The sequence below is a fragment of the Vibrio japonicus genome, assembly GCF_024582835.1.
GTDB classification, from domain to species: Bacteria; Pseudomonadota; Gammaproteobacteria; order Enterobacterales; family Vibrionaceae; genus Vibrio; species Vibrio japonicus.
Window position 1 is genome coordinate 1,172,136 of the sequence record NZ_CP102097.1, and the last position, 23,427, is coordinate 1,195,562.

20 protein-coding genes are annotated in these 23,427 nt (G+C 46.5%); 15 read left to right on the forward strand and 5 right to left on the reverse strand.

Going from position 1 to position 23,427, the window contains the following annotated elements; translation table 11 throughout:
- Positions 1-5 precede the first annotated feature (5 nt).
- The 8 genes from fliE (at position 6) to NP165_RS18750 (ending at position 6,970) form a co-directional block, all read left to right on the forward strand.
- Entirely contained in the window at positions 6-362 is a 357-nt protein-coding gene (fliE, locus tag NP165_RS18715; RefSeq protein ID WP_257085979.1) for a flagellar hook-basal body complex protein FliE, read from the forward strand.
- A gap of 3 nt (positions 363-365) precedes the next feature.
- A complete protein-coding gene (fliF, locus tag NP165_RS18720; RefSeq protein WP_257085980.1) occupies positions 366-2,111 on the forward strand; it encodes a flagellar basal-body MS-ring/collar protein FliF in 1,746 nt (581 codons plus the stop codon).
- On the forward strand, positions 2,074-3,093 hold the full coding sequence (locus NP165_RS18725; RefSeq protein ID WP_257085981.1) for a flagellar motor switch protein FliG: 1,020 nt from the start codon (positions 2,074-2,076) through the stop codon (positions 3,091-3,093). Before fliF ends, NP165_RS18725 begins: the two co-directional genes overlap by 38 nt.
- A 40-nt stretch (positions 3,094-3,133) precedes the next feature.
- Complete coding sequence (gene fliH / locus NP165_RS18730; protein ID WP_257086860.1) at positions 3,134-3,865, forward strand: flagellar assembly protein FliH; 732 nt, start codon at positions 3,134-3,136, stop codon at positions 3,863-3,865.
- Positions 3,858-5,207, forward strand: a complete 1,350-nt coding sequence (gene fliI / locus NP165_RS18735; protein ID WP_257085982.1) for a flagellar protein export ATPase FliI — start codon at positions 3,858-3,860, stop codon at positions 5,205-5,207. The genes fliH and fliI overlap by 8 nt, the downstream gene beginning before the upstream one ends.
- A 27-nt stretch (positions 5,208-5,234) precedes the next feature.
- Positions 5,235-5,675, forward strand: coding sequence for a flagellar export protein FliJ (gene fliJ / locus NP165_RS18740; RefSeq protein WP_257085983.1), 441 nt, complete (start codon positions 5,235-5,237; stop codon positions 5,673-5,675).
- Positions 5,676-5,807: 132 nt separating this feature from the next.
- Positions 5,808-6,188, forward strand: a complete 381-nt coding sequence (locus NP165_RS18745) for a SpoIIAA family protein (protein ID WP_257085984.1) — start codon at positions 5,808-5,810, stop codon at positions 6,186-6,188.
- Positions 6,189-6,238: 50 nt separating this feature from the next.
- Positions 6,239-6,970, forward strand: a complete 732-nt coding sequence (locus NP165_RS18750) for an alpha/beta fold hydrolase (RefSeq protein WP_257085985.1) — start codon at positions 6,239-6,241, stop codon at positions 6,968-6,970.
- A 16-nt stretch (positions 6,971-6,986) separates the two neighbouring features.
- On the opposite strand, the gene NP165_RS18755 is transcribed toward NP165_RS18750, so the two are convergent.
- The 3 genes from NP165_RS18755 to NP165_RS18765 all read right to left on the reverse strand — a co-directional run bounded on the left by NP165_RS18755 (position 6,987) and on the right by NP165_RS18765 (position 8,932).
- The gene (locus tag NP165_RS18755; protein ID WP_257085986.1) at positions 6,987-7,262 is read right to left on the reverse strand and encodes a hypothetical protein; all 276 of its coding nucleotides are present in this window, start codon (positions 7,260-7,262) and stop codon (positions 6,987-6,989) included.
- A 94-nt stretch (positions 7,263-7,356) separates the two neighbouring features.
- Entirely contained in the window at positions 7,357-8,013 is a 657-nt protein-coding gene (locus NP165_RS18760; RefSeq protein WP_257085988.1) for a hypothetical protein, read from the reverse strand.
- A gap of 358 nt (positions 8,014-8,371) precedes the next feature.
- A complete protein-coding gene (locus NP165_RS18765; RefSeq protein WP_257085989.1) occupies positions 8,372-8,932 on the reverse strand; it encodes a hypothetical protein in 561 nt (186 codons plus the stop codon).
- Between the two features lie 515 nt (positions 8,933-9,447).
- On the opposite strand from NP165_RS18765, the gene NP165_RS18770 reads away from it, so the two are divergent.
- Positions 9,448-10,044, forward strand: coding sequence for a hypothetical protein (locus NP165_RS18770; protein ID WP_257085990.1), 597 nt, complete (start codon positions 9,448-9,450; stop codon positions 10,042-10,044).
- 2 nt (positions 10,045-10,046) lie between these two features.
- On the opposite strand, the gene NP165_RS18775 is transcribed toward NP165_RS18770, so the two are convergent.
- A complete protein-coding gene (locus NP165_RS18775; RefSeq protein WP_257085991.1) occupies positions 10,047-10,601 on the reverse strand; it encodes a DUF3750 domain-containing protein in 555 nt (184 codons plus the stop codon).
- A 361-nt stretch (positions 10,602-10,962) separates the two neighbouring features.
- Here NP165_RS18775 and NP165_RS18780 point away from each other — a divergent pair, with 361 nt between their 5' ends.
- The 4 genes from NP165_RS18780 to pulA all read left to right on the forward strand — a co-directional run bounded on the left by NP165_RS18780 (position 10,963) and on the right by pulA (position 20,954).
- The gene (locus NP165_RS18780) at positions 10,963-12,291 is read left to right on the forward strand and encodes a paraquat-inducible protein A (RefSeq protein ID WP_257086861.1); all 1,329 of its coding nucleotides are present in this window, start codon (positions 10,963-10,965) and stop codon (positions 12,289-12,291) included.
- A complete protein-coding gene (gene pqiB, locus NP165_RS18785) occupies positions 12,284-13,933 on the forward strand; it encodes an intermembrane transport protein PqiB (RefSeq protein ID WP_257085992.1) in 1,650 nt (549 codons plus the stop codon). Before NP165_RS18780 ends, pqiB begins: the two co-directional genes overlap by 8 nt.
- Positions 13,933-14,511: a PqiC family protein gene (locus tag NP165_RS18790; protein WP_257085993.1), complete on the forward strand. Its 579-nt coding sequence runs from the start codon at positions 13,933-13,935 to the stop codon at positions 14,509-14,511. Before pqiB ends, NP165_RS18790 begins: the two co-directional genes overlap by 1 nt.
- A 404-nt stretch (positions 14,512-14,915) precedes the next feature.
- Entirely contained in the window at positions 14,916-20,954 is a 6,039-nt protein-coding gene (pulA, locus tag NP165_RS18795; protein WP_257086862.1) for a pullulanase-type alpha-1,6-glucosidase, read from the forward strand.
- Positions 20,955-21,005: 51 nt separating this feature from the next.
- Here the strand turns inward: pulA and NP165_RS18800 are convergent, their stop codons facing one another.
- Positions 21,006-21,614, reverse strand: a complete 609-nt coding sequence (locus tag NP165_RS18800; RefSeq protein ID WP_257085994.1) for a lysozyme inhibitor LprI family protein — start codon at positions 21,612-21,614, stop codon at positions 21,006-21,008.
- Positions 21,615-21,877: 263 nt separating this feature from the next.
- On the opposite strand from NP165_RS18800, the gene NP165_RS18805 reads away from it, so the two are divergent.
- Both NP165_RS18805 and NP165_RS18810 read left to right on the forward strand, forming a co-directional pair.
- Positions 21,878-22,669 (forward strand): CAP domain-containing protein, encoded by a 792-nt coding sequence (locus NP165_RS18805; RefSeq protein WP_257085995.1) that lies wholly within the window; start codon positions 21,878-21,880, stop codon positions 22,667-22,669.
- A gap of 156 nt (positions 22,670-22,825) precedes the next feature.
- Entirely contained in the window at positions 22,826-23,422 is a 597-nt protein-coding gene (locus NP165_RS18810; protein WP_257085996.1) for a DJ-1/PfpI family protein, read from the forward strand.
- The last annotated feature ends 5 nt before the right edge of the window (positions 23,423-23,427 follow it).

Below are 23,427 nucleotides of genomic sequence, written 5' to 3' on the forward strand. Positions count from 1 at the left end.
AGTTAGTGGCAAGTCAACCTACTCATGCGGTCTCGGCAGAGCAACTCATGTTGACAAAAATGGAGGCGATGCGAGCGCAAGTGCAGCCACCAGAATTTGTTGTGAGTGCTAACCCCTTGGATCAACAAATGCTGAACACGCCGCTGTCATTTTCAGAAGCGATGACAAATGTGCTGAATACGGTAAACCAACATCAATCGTTAGCGAGCCAAAAGATGACAGCAGTAGAAACAGGAAAGAGTGACGATTTGGTTGGGGCGATGGTCGCAAGCCAGAAAGCCAGCTTATCGTTTAACGCTTTGATGCAAGTGCGCAACAAAGTAGTGGGCTCTTTTGATGATATTATGAAAATGCCGGTGTAAAACATGTCAGAACTCTCCACACAGATAGCCGGAAATACAGCAATACAATCTGGCACAAGTCAAACTTCTTCTTCTGGAATGGAAGATGTTACCCATAGGCTTAAGCAGATTTGGTCAAGCAGTCAGCGCAATTTGGTGCTATCCGCTGTTTTGGCCGCGATCGTGGCAGCATTGATCGTTGTGGCTTTATGGAGCTCTTCTCAAAGCTTTCGTCCTTTATACAGCCAGCAAGAGCGCTTCGATATTGGTGAAATCGTATCCGTGTTGGAGAGTGAAGGCATTGCTTACCGTATGCAAGAGCAAAATGGTCAGGTATTGGTCCAGGAAGGCGAAGTCGCGCGAATTCGCATGTTACTCGCGGCAAAGGGCGTGAAAGCAAAACTGCCAACAGGCTTGGACTCTCTTAAAGAAGACAGCTCACTAGGCACCAGCCAGTTTATGGAGACGGCGCGTTACCGCCATGGCTTAGAAGGGGAGTTAGTACGCACTATCATGTCTCTTAATGCCGTGGCCAATGCTCGCGTACACTTAGCTATTCCACGTCAAACACTGTTTGTGCGTCAAAATCGCGAGAACCCTTCCGCTTCGGTGATGCTTGAGTTGAAACCCGGCGAAGATCTGAAAACCGATCAGGTTGAGGCAATCATCAATCTTGTCGTTGGCAGCGTTACTGCGATGAAGCCGGAATTTGTCTCGGTAATCGATCAGTACGGACGTTTGCTCAGTGCGGATGTGGCCTCACAGGAAACGGGTAAAGTAAACGCAAAATACCTCGAGTATCAGAAGAACCTTGAGAAGCAGATTATTCAGCGTGCAGCCGATATGCTGACTCCAATTGTTGGTCCGAGTAACTTCCGCGTTCAGGTCGCGGCGGATATGAACTTCAGCCAGGTTGAAGAGACGCAAGAGATCTTAGATAGCTCCCCAGTCGTGCGTAATGAACATACGATCCACAACAATTCTGTAGATGAAATCGCGCTTGGCGTGCCGGGCTCGTTAAGCAATCAACCCCCGGTGACAGGCGAAGTGCTAACCAACGATAGCCAGAATACCAATGCGCGTTCAGAAGTGAATCGACAGTACGCGGTGGGCAGTAGCGTTCGCCGTACTCAGTACCAGCAAGGGCAGATCGAAAAACTCAGCGTATCGATATTGCTCAACACCCAAGCGGCACCGGATGGTATTGCATGGACAGATCAAGATAAGTCACAAATCTCAACCATGATCATGGATGCAGTCGGGATTTCTAAAGATCGTGGCGACAGTCTGAGTCTGATGAGCTTCAATTTCACTCCTATTGAGATTCAAGCCACACCCGACATCCCATGGTGGCAAGATCCTACAGTACAGCAACCGCTTCGTTATGTGATTGGTGGTTTACTGGGTATGGCGATGATTTTCTTTGTATTACGTCCGCTGGTTATCCATCTCACTGGGGCAGATCGCAATGATAAAGAGCTGGAGTTTGCTGAGCCACAGGAAGAGCCGGTTTACGACAACCTACAAACCCGTGAAGAGCGCGAACGTGAAGAAGCACTTAACCGCCGCTTGCTGGAGAAGGGCATTCAGGTTTCAACGGGTCTAGACGTAAACAGCGAAATGTTACCACCACCGGGTTCGCCATTAGAAATTCAATTAAAACACCTACAGCTTATTGCGACTGAAGAGCCTGAGCGTGTAGCCGAAGTACTGAAACAATGGGTAAACGTAAATGAAAACAGCACAGTCAAAGCAAAAGCAGAAGCTTAGCCATGTAGAACAGACCGCATTGGTACTGCTCGGCATGGGGGAAGATGCAGCAGCCAAAGTGCTTCAGCACTTCAACCGCGATGAAACACAGCGTGTGACCAAAGCAATGGCTCGTTTAAGTGGCATTAAAAGTGACGCAGCCAAAAGCGTCATTCAGGATTTTTTTGAAGATTTTCGTCAACACAGTGGTATTCGCGGTGCATCTAAAGAGTACCTTTCGAATACCCTGCGTAAAGCGCTGGGCAATGACTTAGCGAAGGGCTTATTGAATAACCTGTATGGTGACGAAATACGTAACAACATGCAGTGTTTGCAGTGGGTAGAAGCGGAAATCCTAGCGCGTTTCATCACTAAAGAGCACCCGCAGATGCAAGCGATTTTCTTGGCCTATCTGCCACCGGAAAGTTCTTCGGCTGTGTTGATGCACTTACCTGATGAATACCATGATGAAGTCTTGTACCGTATTGCACGTCTACAAGATATTGATCACCAGGTTGCTAGTGATCTTAATGAACTGATCGAGCGCTGCATTGAACAAGTGTCCGTCAGACAAAGTGCACCGCTTTCTGGCGTTAAGCAGGTTGCAGATATCATCAACCGCTTTGAAGGTGATCGTGCGGCGCTGATGGAAATGCTCAAGCTGCACGACGAAAATGTTGTAGGTGAGATTGAGCAGAACATGTTCGACTTTATGGTGTTGGGCCGTCAGCCTGAGGAAACCATGGACCGTCTTGTGCAGGAAGTTCAGACAGAGCTATGGGCGGTTGCACTTAAAGGGGCGGAAATCACCTTGCAGCAGGCCATCAAGCGTTCTATGCCTCAACGAATGGTGAAAGCCTTGGAAGAGGACATGAGACTGCGTGGCGCTGTTGCTTTAAGCCGGGTGGAAAATGCGCGCCAAGAGATTATGCGGATTGTGCGCGAGCTGAGTGAGAATGGTGAGATTGATTTAGTGCTTTACCAAGAAGCAACGGTGGAGTAACAGAATGTCAGCGCGAAAAACGACACATCCATTTCAAAAAATGCAATTACCGCCTTCTGGGTATCGCTTACACCGTTTTCCTCCTTTGGCTCAGCCAGTGGGCTCAGATGATGAGATGGGCTTTGACAATGAGGATTGGCAAGACAATCAGGTGGATATGCAGCAGCGTCTTGAAGCTGGGTTCCAGCAAGGCTTGCAGCAGGGTCATGAAGAAGGTATTCGTCAAGGCCTAGGACAAGGTAAACAGCAAGGTCTGCTTGAAGGCCAGAAAGAAGGTTTTCAAAAAGGTTACGTCTCCGGTGAGCAGACGGGTAAGCAAGCGTTTATGGACGCTGTTGAACCCGTTAATGAACTCTATCGGTCGTTGTCTCGTTGGCAAAATGAAAAAGAGCAGCAGCAGCGTCATATCATTTGTGAACTGGTACAGAAAGTCGCGCAGCAGGTGATACGTGCAGAGCTTACGTTGATGCCTCAGCAAATTTTAGCACTGGTGGATGAAACGTTAGGCGCGATGCCAAGCAAGACCGAAAAAGTCATTGTTCACCTTAATCCACAAGACCTTGAGCGAATCACCCAAGTGAATGCCAATCTGCCAGAAGAATGGCAATTGGTTGCGAATCCTGAATTGCCGATTGGCGGATGTCATTTGGTCACTGATGATGCTGAGGCGGATGCAAGCTGTGATTCACGTTTGCAAGCGTGTATGGATAACGTTAAGCAGCATCTATTAGATGAAGTTGCAGCACCAAAATCAAAAGAAACAGATGACTAGTCAATTGGATCACGATTTATTGAACACAAGGTTGAGCGAAGCGTTAGCATCGCTCGACTCCATCCCAGTTGCACGAGTAACAGGACGTTTAATTAAAGTGAATGGCCTAATGCTTCAGGCTGTCGGGTGTCGGTTCAAGCTTGAACAACGCTGCTTAGTAGAAACAGCTGAAGGTGACATGATCGAAGCTCAAGTGGTCGGTTTTGAACATGCGGTTGCGTACCTGATGCCGATTCGCCGTTTAGGTGGCTTGTTTGCCGGTGCGAAAGTTGTGCCGCTTGACGGAGACAGCACAGTACAAGTGAGTGAGCAGTGGCTGGGGCGAGTGGTAAATGGGCTTGGCGAGCCCTTGGATGATGGCCCGATGCTTAAGGGGGGAGATCGTGTTTCACTTGAACCTAAACCTATCAACCCACTTAAGCGTCGGCCTGTCGACACACCTTTGAATGTAGGCGTGCGTGCAATCAATGGTTTATTGACTGTGGGTAAAGGCCAACGTATCGGTTTGATGGCAGGCAGTGGTGTCGGTAAAAGTGTTCTGATGGGGATGATCACCAAAAATACTGAGGCCGATGTGATTGTCGTTGGTCTGATTGGTGAGCGTGGTCGAGAGGTACGAGAGTTCGTCGAGCGCAACTTAACCCCTGAAGCAAGAACGAAAGCCATTATTATCGCCGCACCTGCGGATGAGTCGCCACTAATGCGATTGCGGGCAACATTGCTGTGCCATCGCGTGGCGGAATACTTTCGTGACCAAGGTAAAGATGTGTTACTGCTTATGGACTCGTTAACCCGCTATGCAATGGCGCAACGAGAAATCGCCCTTTCTTTAGGAGAGCCTCCTGCTTCACGGGGCTATCCACCGTCGGTATTCAGTATTTTGCCTCAGCTATTGGAACGCGCTGGTAACAGCGAAAATCCACATGGTAGCCTAACAGCGATATACACCGTATTAGCGGAAGGGGACGACCAGCAAGATCCAGTGGTGGATTCCGCTCGCGCCATTCTTGATGGCCATGTCGTTTTATCGCGTCAGTTGGCGGAGCAAGGGCACTATCCAGCGATCGACCTTAACGCATCAATAAGCCGTTGTATGTCTGCCTGTACCCATGAGGCGCACAGTACCATTGCCAACCAGTTCCGTCAGTTGTACTCCAACTATCTACAAGTCAAAGAATTACTGCCGTTGGGGGGCTATCAACCGGGGCAAGATCCGGAATTGGATCGCTCTGTTGCTATGTATCCTCAGCTTAGGGCCTATTTACTGCAAGCGGCTGACGAGTCAGTTGACTATTCAGCCAGCTTAACCGCATTAGCAGAAATTTTTCAGTCTCCACATTAAAGGTGGAACGGGTTAAGAGGAAGGGAAATGGAAGCCAAGCTGAAAGCGGTAGGAAAGCTCCAGCAAGTTGAAGAGCAGCAGCGGGATAGAGTCGGGCAGCAGCTTGAGTCGATGCGTCAGCGCCACCATCATTTGAAGTTGCAGTTAGAACAGCTTTCAGCGTTAAAACAGCATGCGGGTCAGTCGGCACAATCGTCCGGGACTTTGAATAGCGCCACACTGATGAACTTTAATCGCGTTGATAAAATGCTACAAAAAATGCTGATTCACCACGAGCAAGAACAAGCCCTTATGGCCGCCCATTGCTCGTCGGTACAAAAAGAGCTGGAGCATAAACACGCCCGCGTTAAGGGACTAGAAAGTGTACTCGAGCGATGGAGAAAAAAACAGCGCTACGAACAAGCGCGAAAAGAACAAAAGCTGATTGAAGACATCATCAACTCCCGCCATAAAAAGAAAGTGCTCTGACTTTCTCACCATCTTGATGCAGCTGTGATGTTATCCAAAGAAGCCGAGTGCCAATATTGGTGCCTAATTCTCGTATAAGTTTGTGTAGATATCTTAATCTTTATAGACATACGTAATTTGGAGGGAGCTGTTATGCGTCTTGAACGTCACGGAATATCAGTAGGGCTAGAGCGTTTTGGTTCAGAATTTTTCCTTGTCTTCAAAGCAATAGGGAAACTTACTCATGACGATTATCAAACAATAACACCGGTATTAGATTCTGCTCTAGCTGGAGTAAAGGGTAAGCATGTCAAAGTACTGGTCGATATTTCAGAGTTTTCAGGTTGGGAACTTCGCGCAGCTTGGGATGATTTCCAATTGGGTCTAAAAATCGGTTTTAACGTCGATAAAGTCGCTATTTACGGTGATAAGAACTGGCAAGAATTAGCGTCAAAAGTCGGCAGCTGGTTTATATCAGGGGAAATGCAGTCGTTTCATGATTACGACTCCGCAATCAAGTGGCTACAGGGTTAACATCACAAGGCGTAATAGGGGCGTTTGGCTTTCATGGAAGAGGCTTGGCAATGACAAACGAAGTGATTTTGTTAAGAGGATTATTCCGTGGTTGCTACCATTGGGGTGATTTCCCGACGCTTTTACAAAGCGAGATTCCAGAAAAAACCATTACTTGTATAGATGTTCCAGGTAATGGGGAGCTTTCATCGCAAGTCTCTCCGAATACAATTGATGGAATGGTTGAAAGTATTAGATCTCAGCGAAACCAAAACAGCAAAGTAGACCTATTGGCGATTTCGATGGGAGGAATGATTGGACTGAAATGGGCAGAACTGTATCCAGGTGAAGTCGAGTCGTTGATTTGCATTAATACGAGTGTAAAGGGTTTCAGTCCATTCTATGAGCGCTTACTGCCTCAGAATTACTTAAAGATAGCGCTGGCTTTGGCTTCAGGTTCTTATCGAAGAGAAAAGATAATATACAGCATGGTCTCGAACCAAAAATTGAATATTGGCCTTGTCAAAAAATGGGCAAGGTATGACGATTTACATCCAATGAAAGTTGGCAATTTTTGGCGACAGCTCTCAGCAGCGAACAAGTTTCAGGTATCTCGCCCGAGTTGCCGTTTATATTTTATAGCATCTGAAAAAGATAAATTGGTTAGCCATAAAGCCACACTGGCAATGGCTGAGGCGTGGGGAGCACCTGTGATCATCAATGAAGTAGGTGGTCATGATATCGCGATAGACAACCCTAATTGGCTTTCGCAGAGAGTTGTGAACATTTTAAACGTGACCTAATAACATCACGAAGGAACTACACAATATTATTGCGTACAAGCCCTCTTTTGACGTTGGTACAGAGTTTTCCAAACCGACGAATATCATCAAAATTTGGGGCGACTCCTCGTGAGATTGTGTGTTCCCAATAGGAAAGTTCTGAGTCTACAAGTTCCATCAATTTTTTCGGGCAGCCAATGCAGTTACCTTCCGTACCGCACACAAAAGTATCGCTTTCGTAGAGAGGAAGCTCCCGCTTAGCCTGTTCAATGATGAGCTTCATAGCTGAGATTCTGTTGGGTTTTATACTCATAGATTGGGTCCCTCTTTTAGATACATGCAGTCATTATGTGGCGCAACGTCACTTTGCTTTAAGCCGTTATTGCTCATTCATCGTTATCCAGCGTTCATTTGACATAGTTTAATAGCGACTGAACACCAATAATTGGGCTGGAAAGCACTGGGATGATTGGATGGTTAAATGTGGCAGCAGGAGTCATGGATGCCTGCGCGAGGAGAATGACGCCGTTCGAGGGCATGTTTTCCAGTGTTGTTTTAATCGTTTTGGATATGGCTTGAATATAGGCCGCATGATCCCCGTTGTTGAGGTGTTGCCAGGCATCGGGCACGATCGTTACTTCAATATTTTGACAGATGGATAGTGGGTTCTCCATGGCACTTTGGTTCACCAGTTTATAGGTCGGTGATACGGTGCTTTCTGCCGTCGCCAAAATCTGTATATTCTGAAATCTGATGGCTTTTTCTGCCATGGGTCTATCAATACGCACGACTTTTGCCGATATCTCTGGCGTTGATTCTGCGTACTCACCAATACTTGAGCAAGTGCAGACGATGAGATCAAAGCCTTGTTTGGCGATGTTTTGGATATACGAATGGACGAGATTCTCTACTTCGTGCGATGAAGCGTTTCCCATTGCTTGTTCAAGTAAGGATTCATCAACGAAGTGAGAGGTTTGAATGTTGGAGTCAGACAAAAACTCGTCAATGTAAGGTTGGAAAAGGGTGATATTGGCGCGAACCGTGTATAGAAAAGCGATTTTCATAAGCCCTCTTTTGTTGCAAAAAACTGCCTATATAAGGAAGCGTTGAGGAGAGTGGGGTTAACTATGACTTCGTGCCTACTTAGCTTTTCTATCCAAGCCGTTTTAAGTTACTTGGGCTATTGAAGTCAGGCTCGACATCAGTAGCGATCATTATAAGTTTAAATGAATATTGGTCAACCAATTATGCGTGGGTGTTTGACGTCGCTAGGTTGAAGTATTGAGGTTCACTACACCCATGGAAAAGGAATATTAGGCTATTTAACTTTTTCAAATAGGTCCCTTTTATCTGCCTGTCTATTCCATACCCGCTCAACGTGAACGGGTATGGGAGTAATATCCCGAACAAAAGTTAAATTAATCAACACGCGTTGTCTGAACAAGTAAAGTTATCTTCAGAAACATGGATATCACCACTAAGTTTATTTGTACCATTAAAGTCATAATCTAATGCTGCGGCTGAAGAGCCAAAATTGCCATCATCGTTAATATTGTGAGCATCAAAGTCCACGGTAATTATAGGGTAGTTGCTAATGTTTATTTTAAGGGAATGGTCTAAGTCCCCTTCACTAGAATACGAGATGCGCAAGTTGCCTGGTGCATATTCAAAGTATTTACCAGAGTCGTCCGAGGTAAGCATGATCACATTACTACTCGTTGTAAGCTGCAAGTCTGCTTCATTGTCAAAAAAATCAGTGAGAGCAGAAGGGTCATAGCTTTGATTACACACGCTCGTACTTACTGTGATATTACATTTGGATAAAATGTCAGCGACTAATAGACTGGTTGCTTCTAAAATATGCTCGGCGGCATTTTGAGCTTCAGAAGTAGATAGTTTTGTGGAAAGCGCATCTTCCACATCATCAGAACCACAGCCAACTAACAGTCCGGCAACGGCGCCCGCGAGAATTAAACTTTTCATATTGATTGTTTCCTTTATCACTTGTGATTTTTAATAAGGTACTGATTTCAAATGTTTTGTTTGCTAAGCCTAGTAGTTTCCGAAACATAGACAGAAGAACCATGCCATCTAACATATAGAATCGTGCCTACACCAGGTCAATTTTTAAAAGGGACGACTGTTAATAATGTTCACATTCTTATCAATAATGAGATTGCTAACCGAGTTATTACGAGTACATGTCTATGCGTCAAGATTGATCAGAGATCTTTCATGAAGCACTAGGTCTGAATTTACTTCTGAGATACGGTTGGACAATAGGGTTGAACTTTCATTGTAGTGGTGAATGGCGTCTGCATTTTGTCGATAAACTCGAGCAATACGTAGCCACAATCACGCCTGAAATGATGAATAACACTAGAAATGATTAATTCACAATTTAGTTTTATTCTATATAGTGCAATGGGTTACGTTTTGAGTGCATTGTCTAAACCTTTACGCCACACTTTAAGATTTGCTCCAAATGAGGAACTCCAATGTTCGAGCCTTTGATAGATAATAATGATGAACTTAAGCTGGGTATTTCAGCACCTGAACCTGACTTCCAAGCGTTAGATTATTTCGTGCCTTTGGTTGAACTTTCTGACGCCCTCATTGTGGAACGCTCTTTTGATATTCTGTTTGTCTCTGGTGCTTCTGAAAAGCAAACTCAAAGTATTGCAGAGTCATGTGAAAAAGTGGGTACGGTGGTTGTATTTATTGAAAACCCATCGAATGATAGACAGGCTATTGGGGATGTCATCAATAACCTCTCGGGTAAGCTTCTATCTAAAGAAATGCCAAATAACCTTGATGTCGCTGACGTTCGAAACATCGATCGAGATTCCGATGTTCTGTTTGCATTTAATCGTAAACAAACGGCGTTGGATTTTTTAGAGAGTGCTGGGTTTGGTGAAGTCGTGTCTGGTATCTATCTTTCCCATAATGGTGCGGATCTTTCTGAATATGAATCAACGAGCAAACAGCTTTTGAGTCATATTTCAGATGGCGGATATTTGTGCTCAAGCTTTTATAGCAGTGGCCGTTCGGAAGTGACGATTTTGCTGGGCATTCGAACGGGGCTCAGCCTCTAGTGTTAGTCCGCATACCCACTACCAATAGCGCGAAACGGCAGACTTAGTTCTAGCTCAGGTATTTGCTTACCCACCCATGCGGGGAAAGTGTTGCTGTTTGGGCCGGGAAACAGGGTGTACTCGTTCGCCCATGGGTAGCTTTCCACGACGCTCTGGATTTTTGGTATTAACAGAGAGGCTCTTTCTCCCCGTATAGAGAGCACTTTCTCAGGGCGCGCACCATACCAATAGCGATCTGGTGTGACTGTTTTGTATTCGTACAATGCCGGTTGGCCACGGTTAACACGCCAGCCGAGCACTTCATACACTGTGTATTCGTCTGCATTGTGAGGTTTTATCGCAACCCAGGTGTGTACTGCAAACCAGCCTCGCCAGCCAAAGGCGTCCGCAGCATAAAATTCGATGACGGCTTGTTTAAAGTCTAATGGATTCGGAGCAATGCCAGCAGGTTCTCGGCTAGCGGTTCGCCAATCACTTTGTGTGCAACCGCTAAGGAGTGCACTGGCAGCAAGCAATCCATATTTCATCAAGCGGGTAACATTGAGCACTTTCTTCATCGCGAAACTCCAAATGACGTGGTTCTATATCCTAATAGTGAATTTAGACAAATTGTGTCTAACGCTCTCTTAGTTTGACTCAGATTACGCATACTTGTTCAAGTTTGGAAATGCCATGACGAACAATCCACGCTAATCAACGTAGTACACATGTGAAGGTTTTTTTAGATTGGATGACAACCCTCCGAACGAATGTACCGCTTACTTTCATTTTAGAACTCTTCTCAAGCCTGAGAAAGTGCCTCAGAAAGCGCCTAATTAAACGGCATATTATAAATATTTATAAAGATAACTAAGTGAATCTTCTGAAGTTACGGAAAAGCAGTATTATTATGTTATTAAAACATGACTAAATGTGATGATGACCAGTCAGCCTACTCAAAATCAACTCATTGCGTGCGAAGAGTGTGGTCTCATAGTTCATATCCCTGAACTTGAGCCCGGACATAAAGCTCAATGCCCGCGATGCGCACATTCGTTAACGAAAGTGAACGCGAAACCCTATCAGAGCGTGATAGCCATCGCGATTACATCTCTGATTATGTTGGTACTCAGTGTGTCATTCCCGTTTATGTCGTTTAGTGTACAAGGGCTGTCTCAGGAAATTACCTTGCTTCATGCGGCAAAAATGCTGGCTGAATTTCAAAATGTCCTGTTGGCCGCATTGCTGCTTGCAACGGTACTGATACTCCCTGCGATCTATATCAGCTTTATCCTCTATTTACAGATCAAGGCCGCCCAGTCAATCTCCAAACCACTGCCAGAAAATGAGCGTCAATTGGCTAAGTTGCTATGCCGCATATTATTCAAAGTTGAACCTTGGCTGATGGTGGATGTGTTCCTGATTGGAATATTGGTTAGCTTAGTCAAAATCGCGTCGCTGGCGGATGTCGGTATGGGCCACTCGTTTTGGGCGTTTTGTATCTACACAGTCCTCGTCGTTAAGTGTATTTCCATGGTTGATCGCAGTTGGTTATGGGGGCATTTTATTCCCCTTGTCGAGGTCAAAGGTATCAAAGAAGGGGATACCCACCATGACCACAATCACATTAGCTGCCACACTTGCCACCAGCTCAATCCTATCGAGGATGTAAAGCGTCAGTACTGCATTCGCTGCGGCAGCACTATTCATCAATATAACCCTGACGAGAACCTACAAAAAGCGTGGGCGTGGTTGCTCGCTGCCGTCGTTTTTTACATTCCAGCCAACTTATACCCAATGATGTATACCGTAAGCCTAGGTCACGCCGAAGGCTCCACCATTATGGAAGGCGTGGTGTTGCTATGGAATTTAGGATCTTACCCCATTGCCGCCGTCATCTTTTTTGCCAGTATATTTATTCCTATCGCAAAAATGCTCGCATTGTCGTGGTTGTATTACCATGCCGCCAAGCAGCGAGAATTACCGCATGAAGAAAGTGCGTCACGTTTGAAAATTTACCGTTTGACAGAATTCATTGGCCGATGGTCGATGATCGATATTTTTGTTGTCGCAATTTTGGTTGCTCTGGTGCAACTACAAAACTTGATGGCGATTTATCCCGGCCCTGCCGCGTTGTTTTTTGCTGCGGTGGTCATTTTTACTATGCTCTCCGCCATGATATTTGACTCGCGTATTTTGTGGCAGCCACCAAAAAACGAAGTGCGAGAGCCAATGATTAACCCAACTGAGAAAGCCAAATATGAGTGAAAATAACAAGGCAACGGCTCAAATTAAGTCGCAAAAGCAGATATCCCCAATTTGGGTTGTTCCGCTACTTGCGCTTGCGATGGGGGCATGGATGTTGTTCGAGTATTTTGAGAACACCGGCCCAGAAATCAGGTTGAAGTTGCCAACCGCAGAAGGCATTGAGGTGGGAAAGACCGAGATTAAGTCGCTCAACGTGAAAGTGGGCGTGATCACCGACGTGAAGCTGAGCGAAAATTATGATTACATCACCGCGACGGCGAGAATGAACAAAGATGCTGCGCGCATGCTCCGTGAAGATACGCTGTTTTGGGTCGTTAAGCCGAGAATAGGTAAAGAAGGCATCTCAGGGTTAGAAACACTGCTCTCTGGTTCTTACATCCAATTGCAACCTGGCTCATCTGGCAAAGCCAAAAAGAATTTTACGGTGTTGGATATTCCTCCTGTCGCCTCTCCCGATGAAAAAGGGTTGCGAGTCGTACTCAGACACAATGAAGCTGGAAAACTGGGAGTAGGCGATCCTGTGCTTTACCGAGGCTTCACTGTGGGTCGAGTTGAAAAGACAAGTCTTGATGTCGATTCACAACAAGCGCTTTACCAGCTGTTTATTTTTGAACCGTATGACAGCCTTGTTCGCACAAAAACGCACTTTTGGTTAAGTTCGGGCGTCGAATTGCGGCTGAATTCAGAAGGCTTTGAAGTAAAGGTCAGCTCAATGGAGGCGATGCTCTCTGGTGGGGTAACGTTTGATAATATTTTGGGCAGAAATTCTGGAAAGGTTCTGGATAAGCAAATGAGGAAGTTCCGCTTATTTGATGACGTGAAACAGGCGCGTGAAGGCATGTACAGCGACTATATCGAATTCGCAATGCTGTTTGATGAATCCGTCCGCGGTTTAAAGCCTGATGCACCCGTAGAGTACAAGGGTTTACGTATCGGTACTGTTTTACAAGTGCCAATGCGCCTTCCTTCGCCTGAAGATGAAGGGTTCTCGGTGAAGCAGGTGCCCGTACTCGTTCGTATCGAATTGGGTCGTCTCTACGAGAACTTCCAATCTGAGTCGATGGACGTCTTTAAAGATAAGGTGATGAATGATTTCTCCACAGGGTTACGCGCCTCTTTAAAAACAGGCAGTCTACTGACAGGGGCGTTGTTTATTGATTTGGATTTCGCCCCAAGCGACGAACCGTATGTCCCTAGTCAATATGAAGGGTACGACGTGTTTCCTACCGTTCAGGGGGGCTTTGCCCATGTTCAGAAACAAGTGAATGACCTATTGACGAAGCTCAATGGCTTGCCATTGGAAGATACGCTTACTTCGCTTAACTCGACGTTGAAGCAATCTGAGAGTGCTCTCACATCTGCGGAACAGGTGGCAACCAGTATCGATAGCTTATTGAAAAATAGTGATACGAAAGCGATTCCGGCGGACATTCGTAAAAGTCTGATGCAAATCCAAAAAACGTTGGATGGCTATGGCCCAGACTCAACCATGTACCATGAAATGCAGAGCACGCTTAACGAGATGGAACAAATGATGTCTGAATTTAAGCCAGTACTGCGTCAGTTGAACGAGAAACCAAACTCTCTCGTGTTTGGTGAAGATCAGACAAGTGATCCGATTCCAGTAAAAGGAAAACAATAATGAAAAAATGGGGACTATTGATTCTCGCAGCACTGGCTGGTTGCAGCACTACAGAATCAAGCACACAACTGTATATGCTACCTAAAGGCGACGCTGTTCAAACCAACGTTGTTCAAACTGCAGGCGCTCAGCCTAACCAATCGCTATTGGTGGTTAGAAACATCGACGTCGCTGACTATCTGAATGGCTCAGGCCTAGTGTACAGAACATCAGAAACTCAGGTTATTCAAGCGAAGAACAACCAATGGGCAGAAAATCTATCTAATCAACTTAGCCAGCGTATCGTTAATGATTTACGCCATAAGCAAACCACGTACTGGCCTGTAAAAATGACGGCAGCGATGGACCAAACCCAACAAATGAAACTGCAGCTTAGTGTGCAGCGTTTTAATGGGGCGTATACGGGAAACGCAGAAATCGCAGGTATATGGAACTTGATTGATGGGCAGGGAAAAATCGTCAGCAGTGCGCCATTTAATCTCAACGTTCCTCTGAAAGAAGAGGGGTATTCAGCGCTAGTCGAAGCATTGGATCAAGGTGTTGATCAATTAACAACGACGATTGCGCAGAACCTATAAATAACGAGCTGGACGTTTTGTAATCAGAACATGGCTTTCAGAGTTATTTGAACGGCACCCAACTTCAAATATTCTTGGGCTTAAGATCAAATTTATCCGAACTGTATGGAATGTAATTTTCATACAGTTTTTTTTCGTCTCAATCTACAAACTGTCATTTTACTCACTATTTATTACAGCAAGAGAAAGATAACTACGCGCCTCACACTTCAATCTGTGATTTCCATTCTAACTCTGTTTTCTCCTCCTAACTCTCTACGCCCTTTATCAAGCACCAATAGGGTGAGGCAATGAGATGTCCGACAAAGATAAGGTTAACTTGTGGTGATGTTTGCTTATCGCGTCCACACAGGGTGAAGACTTGAGGAAGTTCTTCAATGGAGAGAACGAAAATGGATGTAACAATGAACATCAAGTTAACGAGAATGACATTGGCTTTTGCATCACTCGGTATGTTGGCGGGTTGTAATGACTCGCTGGATGTCAGGGTGATGGATGGCTATTTAGAAAACGCAGCTGTTTGGTTAGACGTAGACGGTAATTTTGAACAAGGGGAAACGGAGCCCCAGTCAACGACGGATAAAAATGGTTACGCCAGCCTAGACGTTGCTGGCATAGAGCAAGACCAGCTCAGAAGCTTCATTACGGCGAAAGTTAAGCGCGGGATCACCATTGACCAAGATATTCCAGGTGTGACGGCGACACGTGATTATTTACTGTTGGCACCTGCCAACTACTCGCATGTGAGTCCGTTGACGACATACATTAGCTTGCAAATGGCGCAGGGCGTGAGTGAAGAAAAAGCGCTGAAGAGACTGCGCAAGCAATTACGCCAGCCAGATTTGATCGCGGATAGTGATTATGTCGCGAATGAATCCCTGATCATCGCTCGCGCAGCTAAGGCATTAGTACAGCTATTACCTGCGACGCTAGCGGAGGACGAACTTAAACCGCTTTCTAAGACTCTGGAAAAAGGCGCGAAAGAGTTAGGCAAGGCGATCAAAAAAGGCGATGACCTACAATCCAAAACTCTGATGCTTGATGCCAGTGGCAAACCGATCGTGGCACTTGATAGCGATAGTGACGGTGTGGCAGATGCATTGGATCTGTTCCCTTATGACAAACGTGAAACCGCCGATGCCGATCTGGATGGTGTTGGTGACCACGCGGATCTGGATGATGACAACGACGGCTTCAGCGATCGCGACGAGTTACAAGTTGGCACTGACCCATATGACTCAGGAAGCCAACCAGCGGATCTCGATGGAGATAAGATCCCTGACCAGCTAGATGAGGATATCGACGGTGATGGCTGGAGCAACCTAGATGAAGAGCGTCTCGGTAGCGATGCGTACGAGGCACAAAGTCAGCCAGCAGATTTCGATGGCGATAAGATTGCTGACGTAGACGATACGGACATCGACAATGATGGTGCAGATAACAGCGTTGATGCCTTCCCGAAAGATCGCTTTGAAAGCCTTGATACCAATGGGGACGGTTTAGGTGACTTTGCATCAAGTGATGATGATGGCGATGGTATCCCAGACAGTATCGACCCAAACCCGAAAAGTCCTGATAACAGTACCGCTGTTGTGACGCCAACTTATCAAGAAGCTGTGGTTTACTACAAACGTGATGACGGCAATTATGACGATTGGGGCCTGCACTTATGGAATAACTCAACTTGTGATGCGGTCAGTGACGATGCATTAACGGGTGTGGATTGGGGCAACCCATTTAGCTGGAGTGAAATTGATCCAGAATATGGAGCGAAATTCACCGTTTCGCTGAAAGCAGAACATGGCGATTGTGTAAATTTCATTCTCCACAAAGGCGATGAAAAGGCCCTTGGAAGTGATGATCTGCAAATTGATTTTTCCAAAGGAAACACGTTATACACCACACATGGCAGCACAGTTCTCAAATACTCGCCAGATGAGCAAATCACGATAGAAGTGGCGAATGCCGCCGCTCATTGGTTGGATGTGAATTCGATTGCTTGGTTCGATCACAGCGAAGCCGCCAGTTACCAGCTTTGGAGCAGAGTCGCAGGCAATGGTGACATCAATCAGCCGGAACAGTTTGAAAAATACCCATTATCGCTCGCTGGCTTGACTGATAACCCAGAGTTTCCACATCTGAACGGTCGTACTGAGTTCTTCCTTGATGTCGACGCCGATAGCGCGAAATCACTGCTGAAAACTCAGCTCATTGCTGTTGCATTAGATAGCGATGGTCAACCGTTAGTCGCGACACAGGTACAAATTCCGGGTGTGACAGACGTGTTGTATACATCGGGTGTAAACGACGCGGACGAAGCGAAATTAGGCAGTTGGATGGATGGCGGTGTTGCCAACTTTGCTCTTTGGGCTCCGACCGCACAAGAAGTAGAGCTGTACTTGTACGCGCAAGACAAGTCGCTTATTCAAGCATCACCTATTGCGATGACACTCGATCCGAAAACCGGTATTTGGCGTTACCAAGGTGGCGCTGAGTTAGAAAACGTCTTCTATCGTTATCGAGTCAAAGCGTATCATCCGAAAACTCAACACGTAGAGTGGATGATGACGACGGATCCGTACTCACTCTCTTTGAGCACATCCAGCTTACATTCGCAGTTGGTTGACCTTACATCGCCGCAGTCCAAACCCGATGGTTGGGATTCGCAGGTGATCCCAGTGCTCGATAATCCAGAAGACAACATCGTTTACGAGCTGCATATTCGTGATTTCAGTATCAGCGATAGTAAAGGTTCACCCGAGCGTGACGGCAAGTATTCAGCATTCTTGGAAGATGAGCGAGACAGTGTGGCTCAACTTGAGTCGCTGAAGAATTCAGGGCTGACGACGATTCACTTACTGCCGAGCTATGATTTGGCGTCGATCCCAGAAAACCCAGCCAAACGCGTCGACTTAAATGACACGGTCGCGAAGCTGTGTGAAATCAACCCAGACGCTCACTTATGCATCGACGGTACTTCTCGTAGTGCGACGATTCTTTCTCTCCTTGAGCAAACTGATCCAAATACAGGGGAAGCACAAGCACTGTTGGCGGACATTCGCCCATTAGATGGATTCAACTGGGGTTACGATCCGTTCCACTACAGCGCACCAGAAGGCAGCTATGCGGTTGAAAGTGATGGCGTTTCGCGAATTCGTGAATACCGTCAAATGGTACAAAAGCTTCATGATATGGGCTTTAGAGTGGTTCAGGATGTGGTCTACAACCATACGTATTCATCCGGGCTTTACGACAAATCGGTGCTGGATAAATCGGTTCCGGGCTATTACCACCGACTGAACCCAATCACGGGTGCGGTTGAAAACTCAACCTGTTGTGACAATACCGCGTCTGAAAACCGTATGTTCGAGAAGCTGGTGGCTGACAGTGTGGTGATGTGGGCGCAAGACTACAAGATTGATGGTTTCCGCTTTGACTTAATGGGACACCTGATGAAGTCGAGCATGCTGCACATCTACGAAGAGACACAGAAAGTCGATCAAGACACTTGGTTCTACGGCGAAGGCTGGAACTTTGGTGAAGTCGTCAACGGACAGCGTGGCGAGAACGCGACACAGTGGCCGATGGCGGGAACAGGTATTGGCACTTACAACGATCGTTTGCGTGACGGCGTGCGTGGTGGTGGTCCGTTTGACAGTGGCGACGCGTTGCTCCAGACCCCAGGGTTTGCAAATGCGGGTAACCGTTTTGACGATGAGCTTAAGTCCCGTATGGATCTGATTCGCTACGGTATGGCGGGTAACTTGCAGAACTATCCATTGCAGACTTTCAGCGGCACAACGGTTTATGGCCGAGACTTCCTATATGGAAACCAAGGGGCGGCGTATACACTCGATCCGCAAGAGTCGATCAACTATGTCTCTAAGCACGACAACCAAACGTTATGGGACTTCAACCAGTATAAGGCACAAGCGGATGTTTCATCTGCTGATCGTGCCCGTATGCAGATTGTTGGATTGTCGACCGTGTTACTAGGACAGGGCGTACCGTTCTTGCACATGGGATCAGAATTGCTGCGTTCTAAGTCAATGGCACGCGACAGTTACGACAGTGGTGATTGGTACAACAAAGTCGATTTTAGCAAGCAAACCAACAACTGGAATGTCGGCTTACCAAGAGCGGATAAAGATCAGGCGAACTGGAGCGCAATCCAGTCTGTGATCAGCAATCCGAACACGGTGGCTACGGCTGAGGATATTCGCTGGACAGATGAAGCGTTTAAAGCGCTATTGTCGGTTCGCTCCTCCACGCCACTACTGAAGCTGGTTTCCGAGCGGGAAGTATTGGAACGCGTTCGTTTCCACAATACGGGAGCCAATACCTTACCGGGGCTCATTGCTATGTCGGTCAACGATGGTGTCTCTTCTGGTGCGGATTTAGATGGTAACTACGACGCAATCATTGTATTGATCAACGCGAATACCTCGCCGCAGAGCTTACATGTTGCTGGTGCGCAAGGATTTGAGTTACATCCTACGTTGTCAGCTTCTTCAGACTCAATCGTGAAGCACTCTACCTTTGTTGATGGAACCTTCTCGATTCCTGCGTTAACTGCGGCGGTGTTTGTTCTTCCGCAAGAGGGTGTGCAGGGTGAAGGGCTAGTCGCGGATACACCGCAGGTCGATGTACCGCCTTACGGTTCAACGGAGGTCTATCTACGTGGTTCAATGAATGACTGGGGCGCACAAGACCAACTGACCTATCAAGGCAAGGGGATCTATGCGTTTGAGGGTTACTTAACGCCTGGTGTGTATGAGTTTAAAGTCGCTTCAAGCGATTGGAGCAGCATTAACTTAGGCTATGGCTCGTTCACCTCAGGATCTGGCTCGGTAACGCTGGAAGACGCTGGCAATGGCAACGTCAAAGTGACCATCACTGAGCAAGGTGTCTATCAGTTTGCGTTGGATGCGTCCGATAAATCTTCGCTGGTGGTTTCCGTTATTGACCAGAACTTAGATTACGCGTGCTATCAAGACGAAAACCCGGCCTGTGATCTTCGCATCTATCAGGTAATGATGGAGTCGTTTGTTGACGGTGATCCTTCGGCAGATTACGGCGTCGGTTATGGTACGTCTCATCACAATGGCGATTTACAAGGTGTCATTGATAGTCTTGATTATATTGCCAGCCTGAACGTTAACGCGATTTGGTTAACGCCAGTCTTTGATTCCTGCGCTGGTCAAGGTGGTGACGACAAGCTAGATGCAACAGGTTACTTTGCTTGTGACTTCTTCAATGTTGATCCGAACTTTGGCAGCAATGAAAAGCTCAGAGAGTTGATCGATACGGCGCATAGTAAAGGGTTGTACGTTTTCCTTGATGGGGTGTTTGGTCATACCCACATTAACGGTGTTAAGCCATCCCCAAGCGGAAAACTACCAACGCTATACGGCGAAAGCGGTTATCCGGGTATGTACGTGAGCTACCCAGATCAAGCGAGCGAAGAGTTCTTTACCGAAGTGGCGACCTACTGGGTGAAAGAGTTTGGCATTGATGGTTGGCGTTTGGATCAAGCGTATCAGTTGCCACTTGATAGCTGGCGACGTATCCGCGCTGCGGTCGAACAAGCTGCCGAAGAGAACAAACTTGCTGGCAATAGCTGGGGCACATTAGGCTATATGGTTGGTGAAGTGTGGCAAGGCGCGGATGACATCAACCGAACGGCTTATGGTAGTGATGAAGATCCTGCGCTTTCGTCGGCCTTTAACTTCCCACTGCGTTATGGGTTAGTGCAAGCGTTGGCCGTTGAAGAATCAGGCGCAAGCAGCAATGCACGAGCACTGGATGCAGAGTGGAACAGTCGTAGCAAATCGCCTTACCACGCAATGCCAAACTTAATGTTAGGCAACCACGACTTAGTGCGCTTTGGTGATCTTATCCAGCGTGGCGGTTTGGCAGATGGCAACTTGCGCCATAAAGCGGCGTTTAGTTTCCTGGCCGCGTACTCAGGGCCAATCACGCTTTACTACGGTGAAGAGATTGGCGATGAAGTGGAAAACTTTGCTGAAAAGGTAACAGCAGATTGTGTCTCGCAGGGGCTGTGTGATGATCATGTTGCGCGCTCAAGTGGCAAAGTAGAAGGCGTGACTTCAACATTGACGTCAGAACAGCAGCAGCTCAAATCTTATCTAGCGCAACTGATGCAGGTTCGTAGCCAACATCCAGCACTATACGCAGGTGAACGTCGTAACCTTTGGATTGATGACCAGCTCTATGTTGACTTGAAAGTCTACCAAGATGAACAAGTGGTTTACGCGTTGAACACGAGCAACGTTGAGCAAAGCTTGCCTCTTGATAACACGAAGCTGAAAACGGCAACTCGTTTGGTGGATTTAATGACGGGAGAATCTATCCCACTTCAATTGCCTACAACGAACGTTTCCGTACCTGCCTTAACCGGAAGACTTTTACTCGTTGAGTAAACACCAAAAAGCCCGCGAGCTCCGCGGGCTTTGTTTTTGTACGATAAGGCGTCACTGAGACTCTGTGTGATTACTTTTGGGAACGCATTGCATAACTGGTGCGTTGTATCCCCAAACAACATCGATCGACTGATCATTTTGATAGATAATCGACTCATTCCGTCCAACGTATTGGCTTTGTTGCGCCGAGTACAACATAAAAGAAACGCTATCCCCAAATTCTGCAATAACCGATATAGGGTCGGTTTCAAACCGCGTTACCACCACTTCTTTTGCTTGATTGCCATCGCAAGCGAAAAATATGGGATCTGAGTGTTCGACCAATCTGTAGCGGGCTTGCAACGTGGCAATGCGATGTTGGTATTGCTCGCGTATACACTCGTTTGTTGTATCACTTTTCCAACACTCATTGCGTCCTTTTAACCAACCACGCTGTTCGCTTCGAATGCTGTGTGTGGCTTGGTTCGCTTTATCTATTGCCTTCGCTTTCTTATAGATATGATCAAGCAAAACATCTTGCTGACTAAGCTCAACATCGGCGCAAATCGCTTTTTCTACTGAATTCAACGAACGTTGAGTGCAATCATAAGACGGTGAAAAAGCCCCAACACTTGTACTGACTCCAAATAGCAATACAGAACTGAACAGTAATTTAGACATCAATAACCAATGCTCCTATTGGCGAATTTATGGGGGCAGTGTATCTGCTCTGACTGGTGAATGTCAGCGTTTGTTAAACAACGGTCAATATACCGCGTATTCAACGGTTGCATATTGAGACCCTAACGTTTGGGTAAGTATAGTTTACCGGCGTTATTAATTTACATAATGATTATTAGCTGTTCTATTCATCTGGCTGCTTACCTATTGATGGTCAGACATAAGGAAATGAACACATTATTTGATATTTTAGGGTTAGGTTTATGATGAAAGTTGTACCATTTTTCATGTTGTCTACGTTGATTCTTGCGGGGTGTGGGGGGGCAGATGGTGGCTCGTCAGATTCTTCTTCGGTAGGAAAGTCGGCAGAATCTGTATCAGGCACATCCAATAGCAATGCGAATGTTGACGAGAGTAATTCCGCTAGTGGCGGTAACAGCTACGGTAGTAATGCTGGTAATAGCTCTGAACCTGATGCCGATAATACTGATGAATCGGCGGATTGGAATACAGGATCTGATACAACGACTGATCAAAATGACACCCCAATCGTGCCGGATTCCAGTGACAATGACAACTTTGTGGAACCAGAGTCGCCAGTTGAACCAGCAGAACCCGTCACGCCTCCTCAATCTAATGAATTTGCAGATCTCATGTTACATGCGGTGAACCAAGCGCGTTCTCAGCAACAAGATTGTGGCGGTACGATGATGCCAGCAGTACCTGCATTAACTTGGGACTTTGATTTGGAATCGGCTGCTTTTACGCACTCTAGCGACATGGCAAATGCGAACTTTATGGGGCATACAGGCTCTAATGGTAGTGACCCTGGTGATCGTATTTCGGCCACTGGATACGAGTTTAACGCATGGGCTGAAAACGTGGCTGCGGGTCAGAAGAATATTGACGCTGTGATGTCAGCTTGGATGGAAAGTCCTGGCCATTGCAAAAACATTATGAATGCCACGGTAACTCAGTTGGGCGCGTCTTTTGTTGAAAATCCAGACTCTCGATATGGTATTTACTGGACACAGGTTTTTGCCCGTCCACGTTAATCAGAGCATCTAACCAATAAAGTGCCAAGCAAATGCCGAAGTATGGAAATCTCCTTACTTCGGCATTTGCTTTTATACGCGATAGTGGCATAAGCTGGGTCAGAAAATAAGCAACCGCGAGAATATACGCTTGGCACATAACCAAAAGGATTTGATATGGATATAGCGATCGTTACCTTTGAAGGCTTTAACGAATTAGACTCATTTGTTGCATCGGGAATCATCAACCGTATGCGCCACCTAGGCTGGAATGCCCAGATTACCTCGCCGACAGAATATGTAACGTCGATGAATGGTGTAACGATCAAAGCGCAGCAACCACTCGAATTTGCCAACCATGCAGACGCGGTATTGTTTGGCAGTGGAGTGCTCACTCGTGATATTGCTAAAGACACAAAGATCTTATCACGCCTTTCCCTCAACCCAGAGAAACAACTGATTGGCAGTCAATGTTCCGGTGCATTGATTTTGGCCCAACTTGGTTTACTCGATAGCGTGCCTGCGTGCACCGATTTAACCACCACGCCTTGGCTTCTAGATGTCGGTGTGAAAGTGCTCGATCAACCTTTTTTCGCCAGTGGCAATATCGCTAGCGCTGGCGGCTGTTTGTCATCTCAATACCTTGCAACTTGGGTGATCAGCAAGCTTGGCGACAAAGAGCACGCCGCTTCTGCGATCCACTATGTTGCACCTGTAGGTGAAAAAGATAAGTGGGTCGATCAATGCCTGAATGTTGTCACGCCTTATGTGTAATTGAG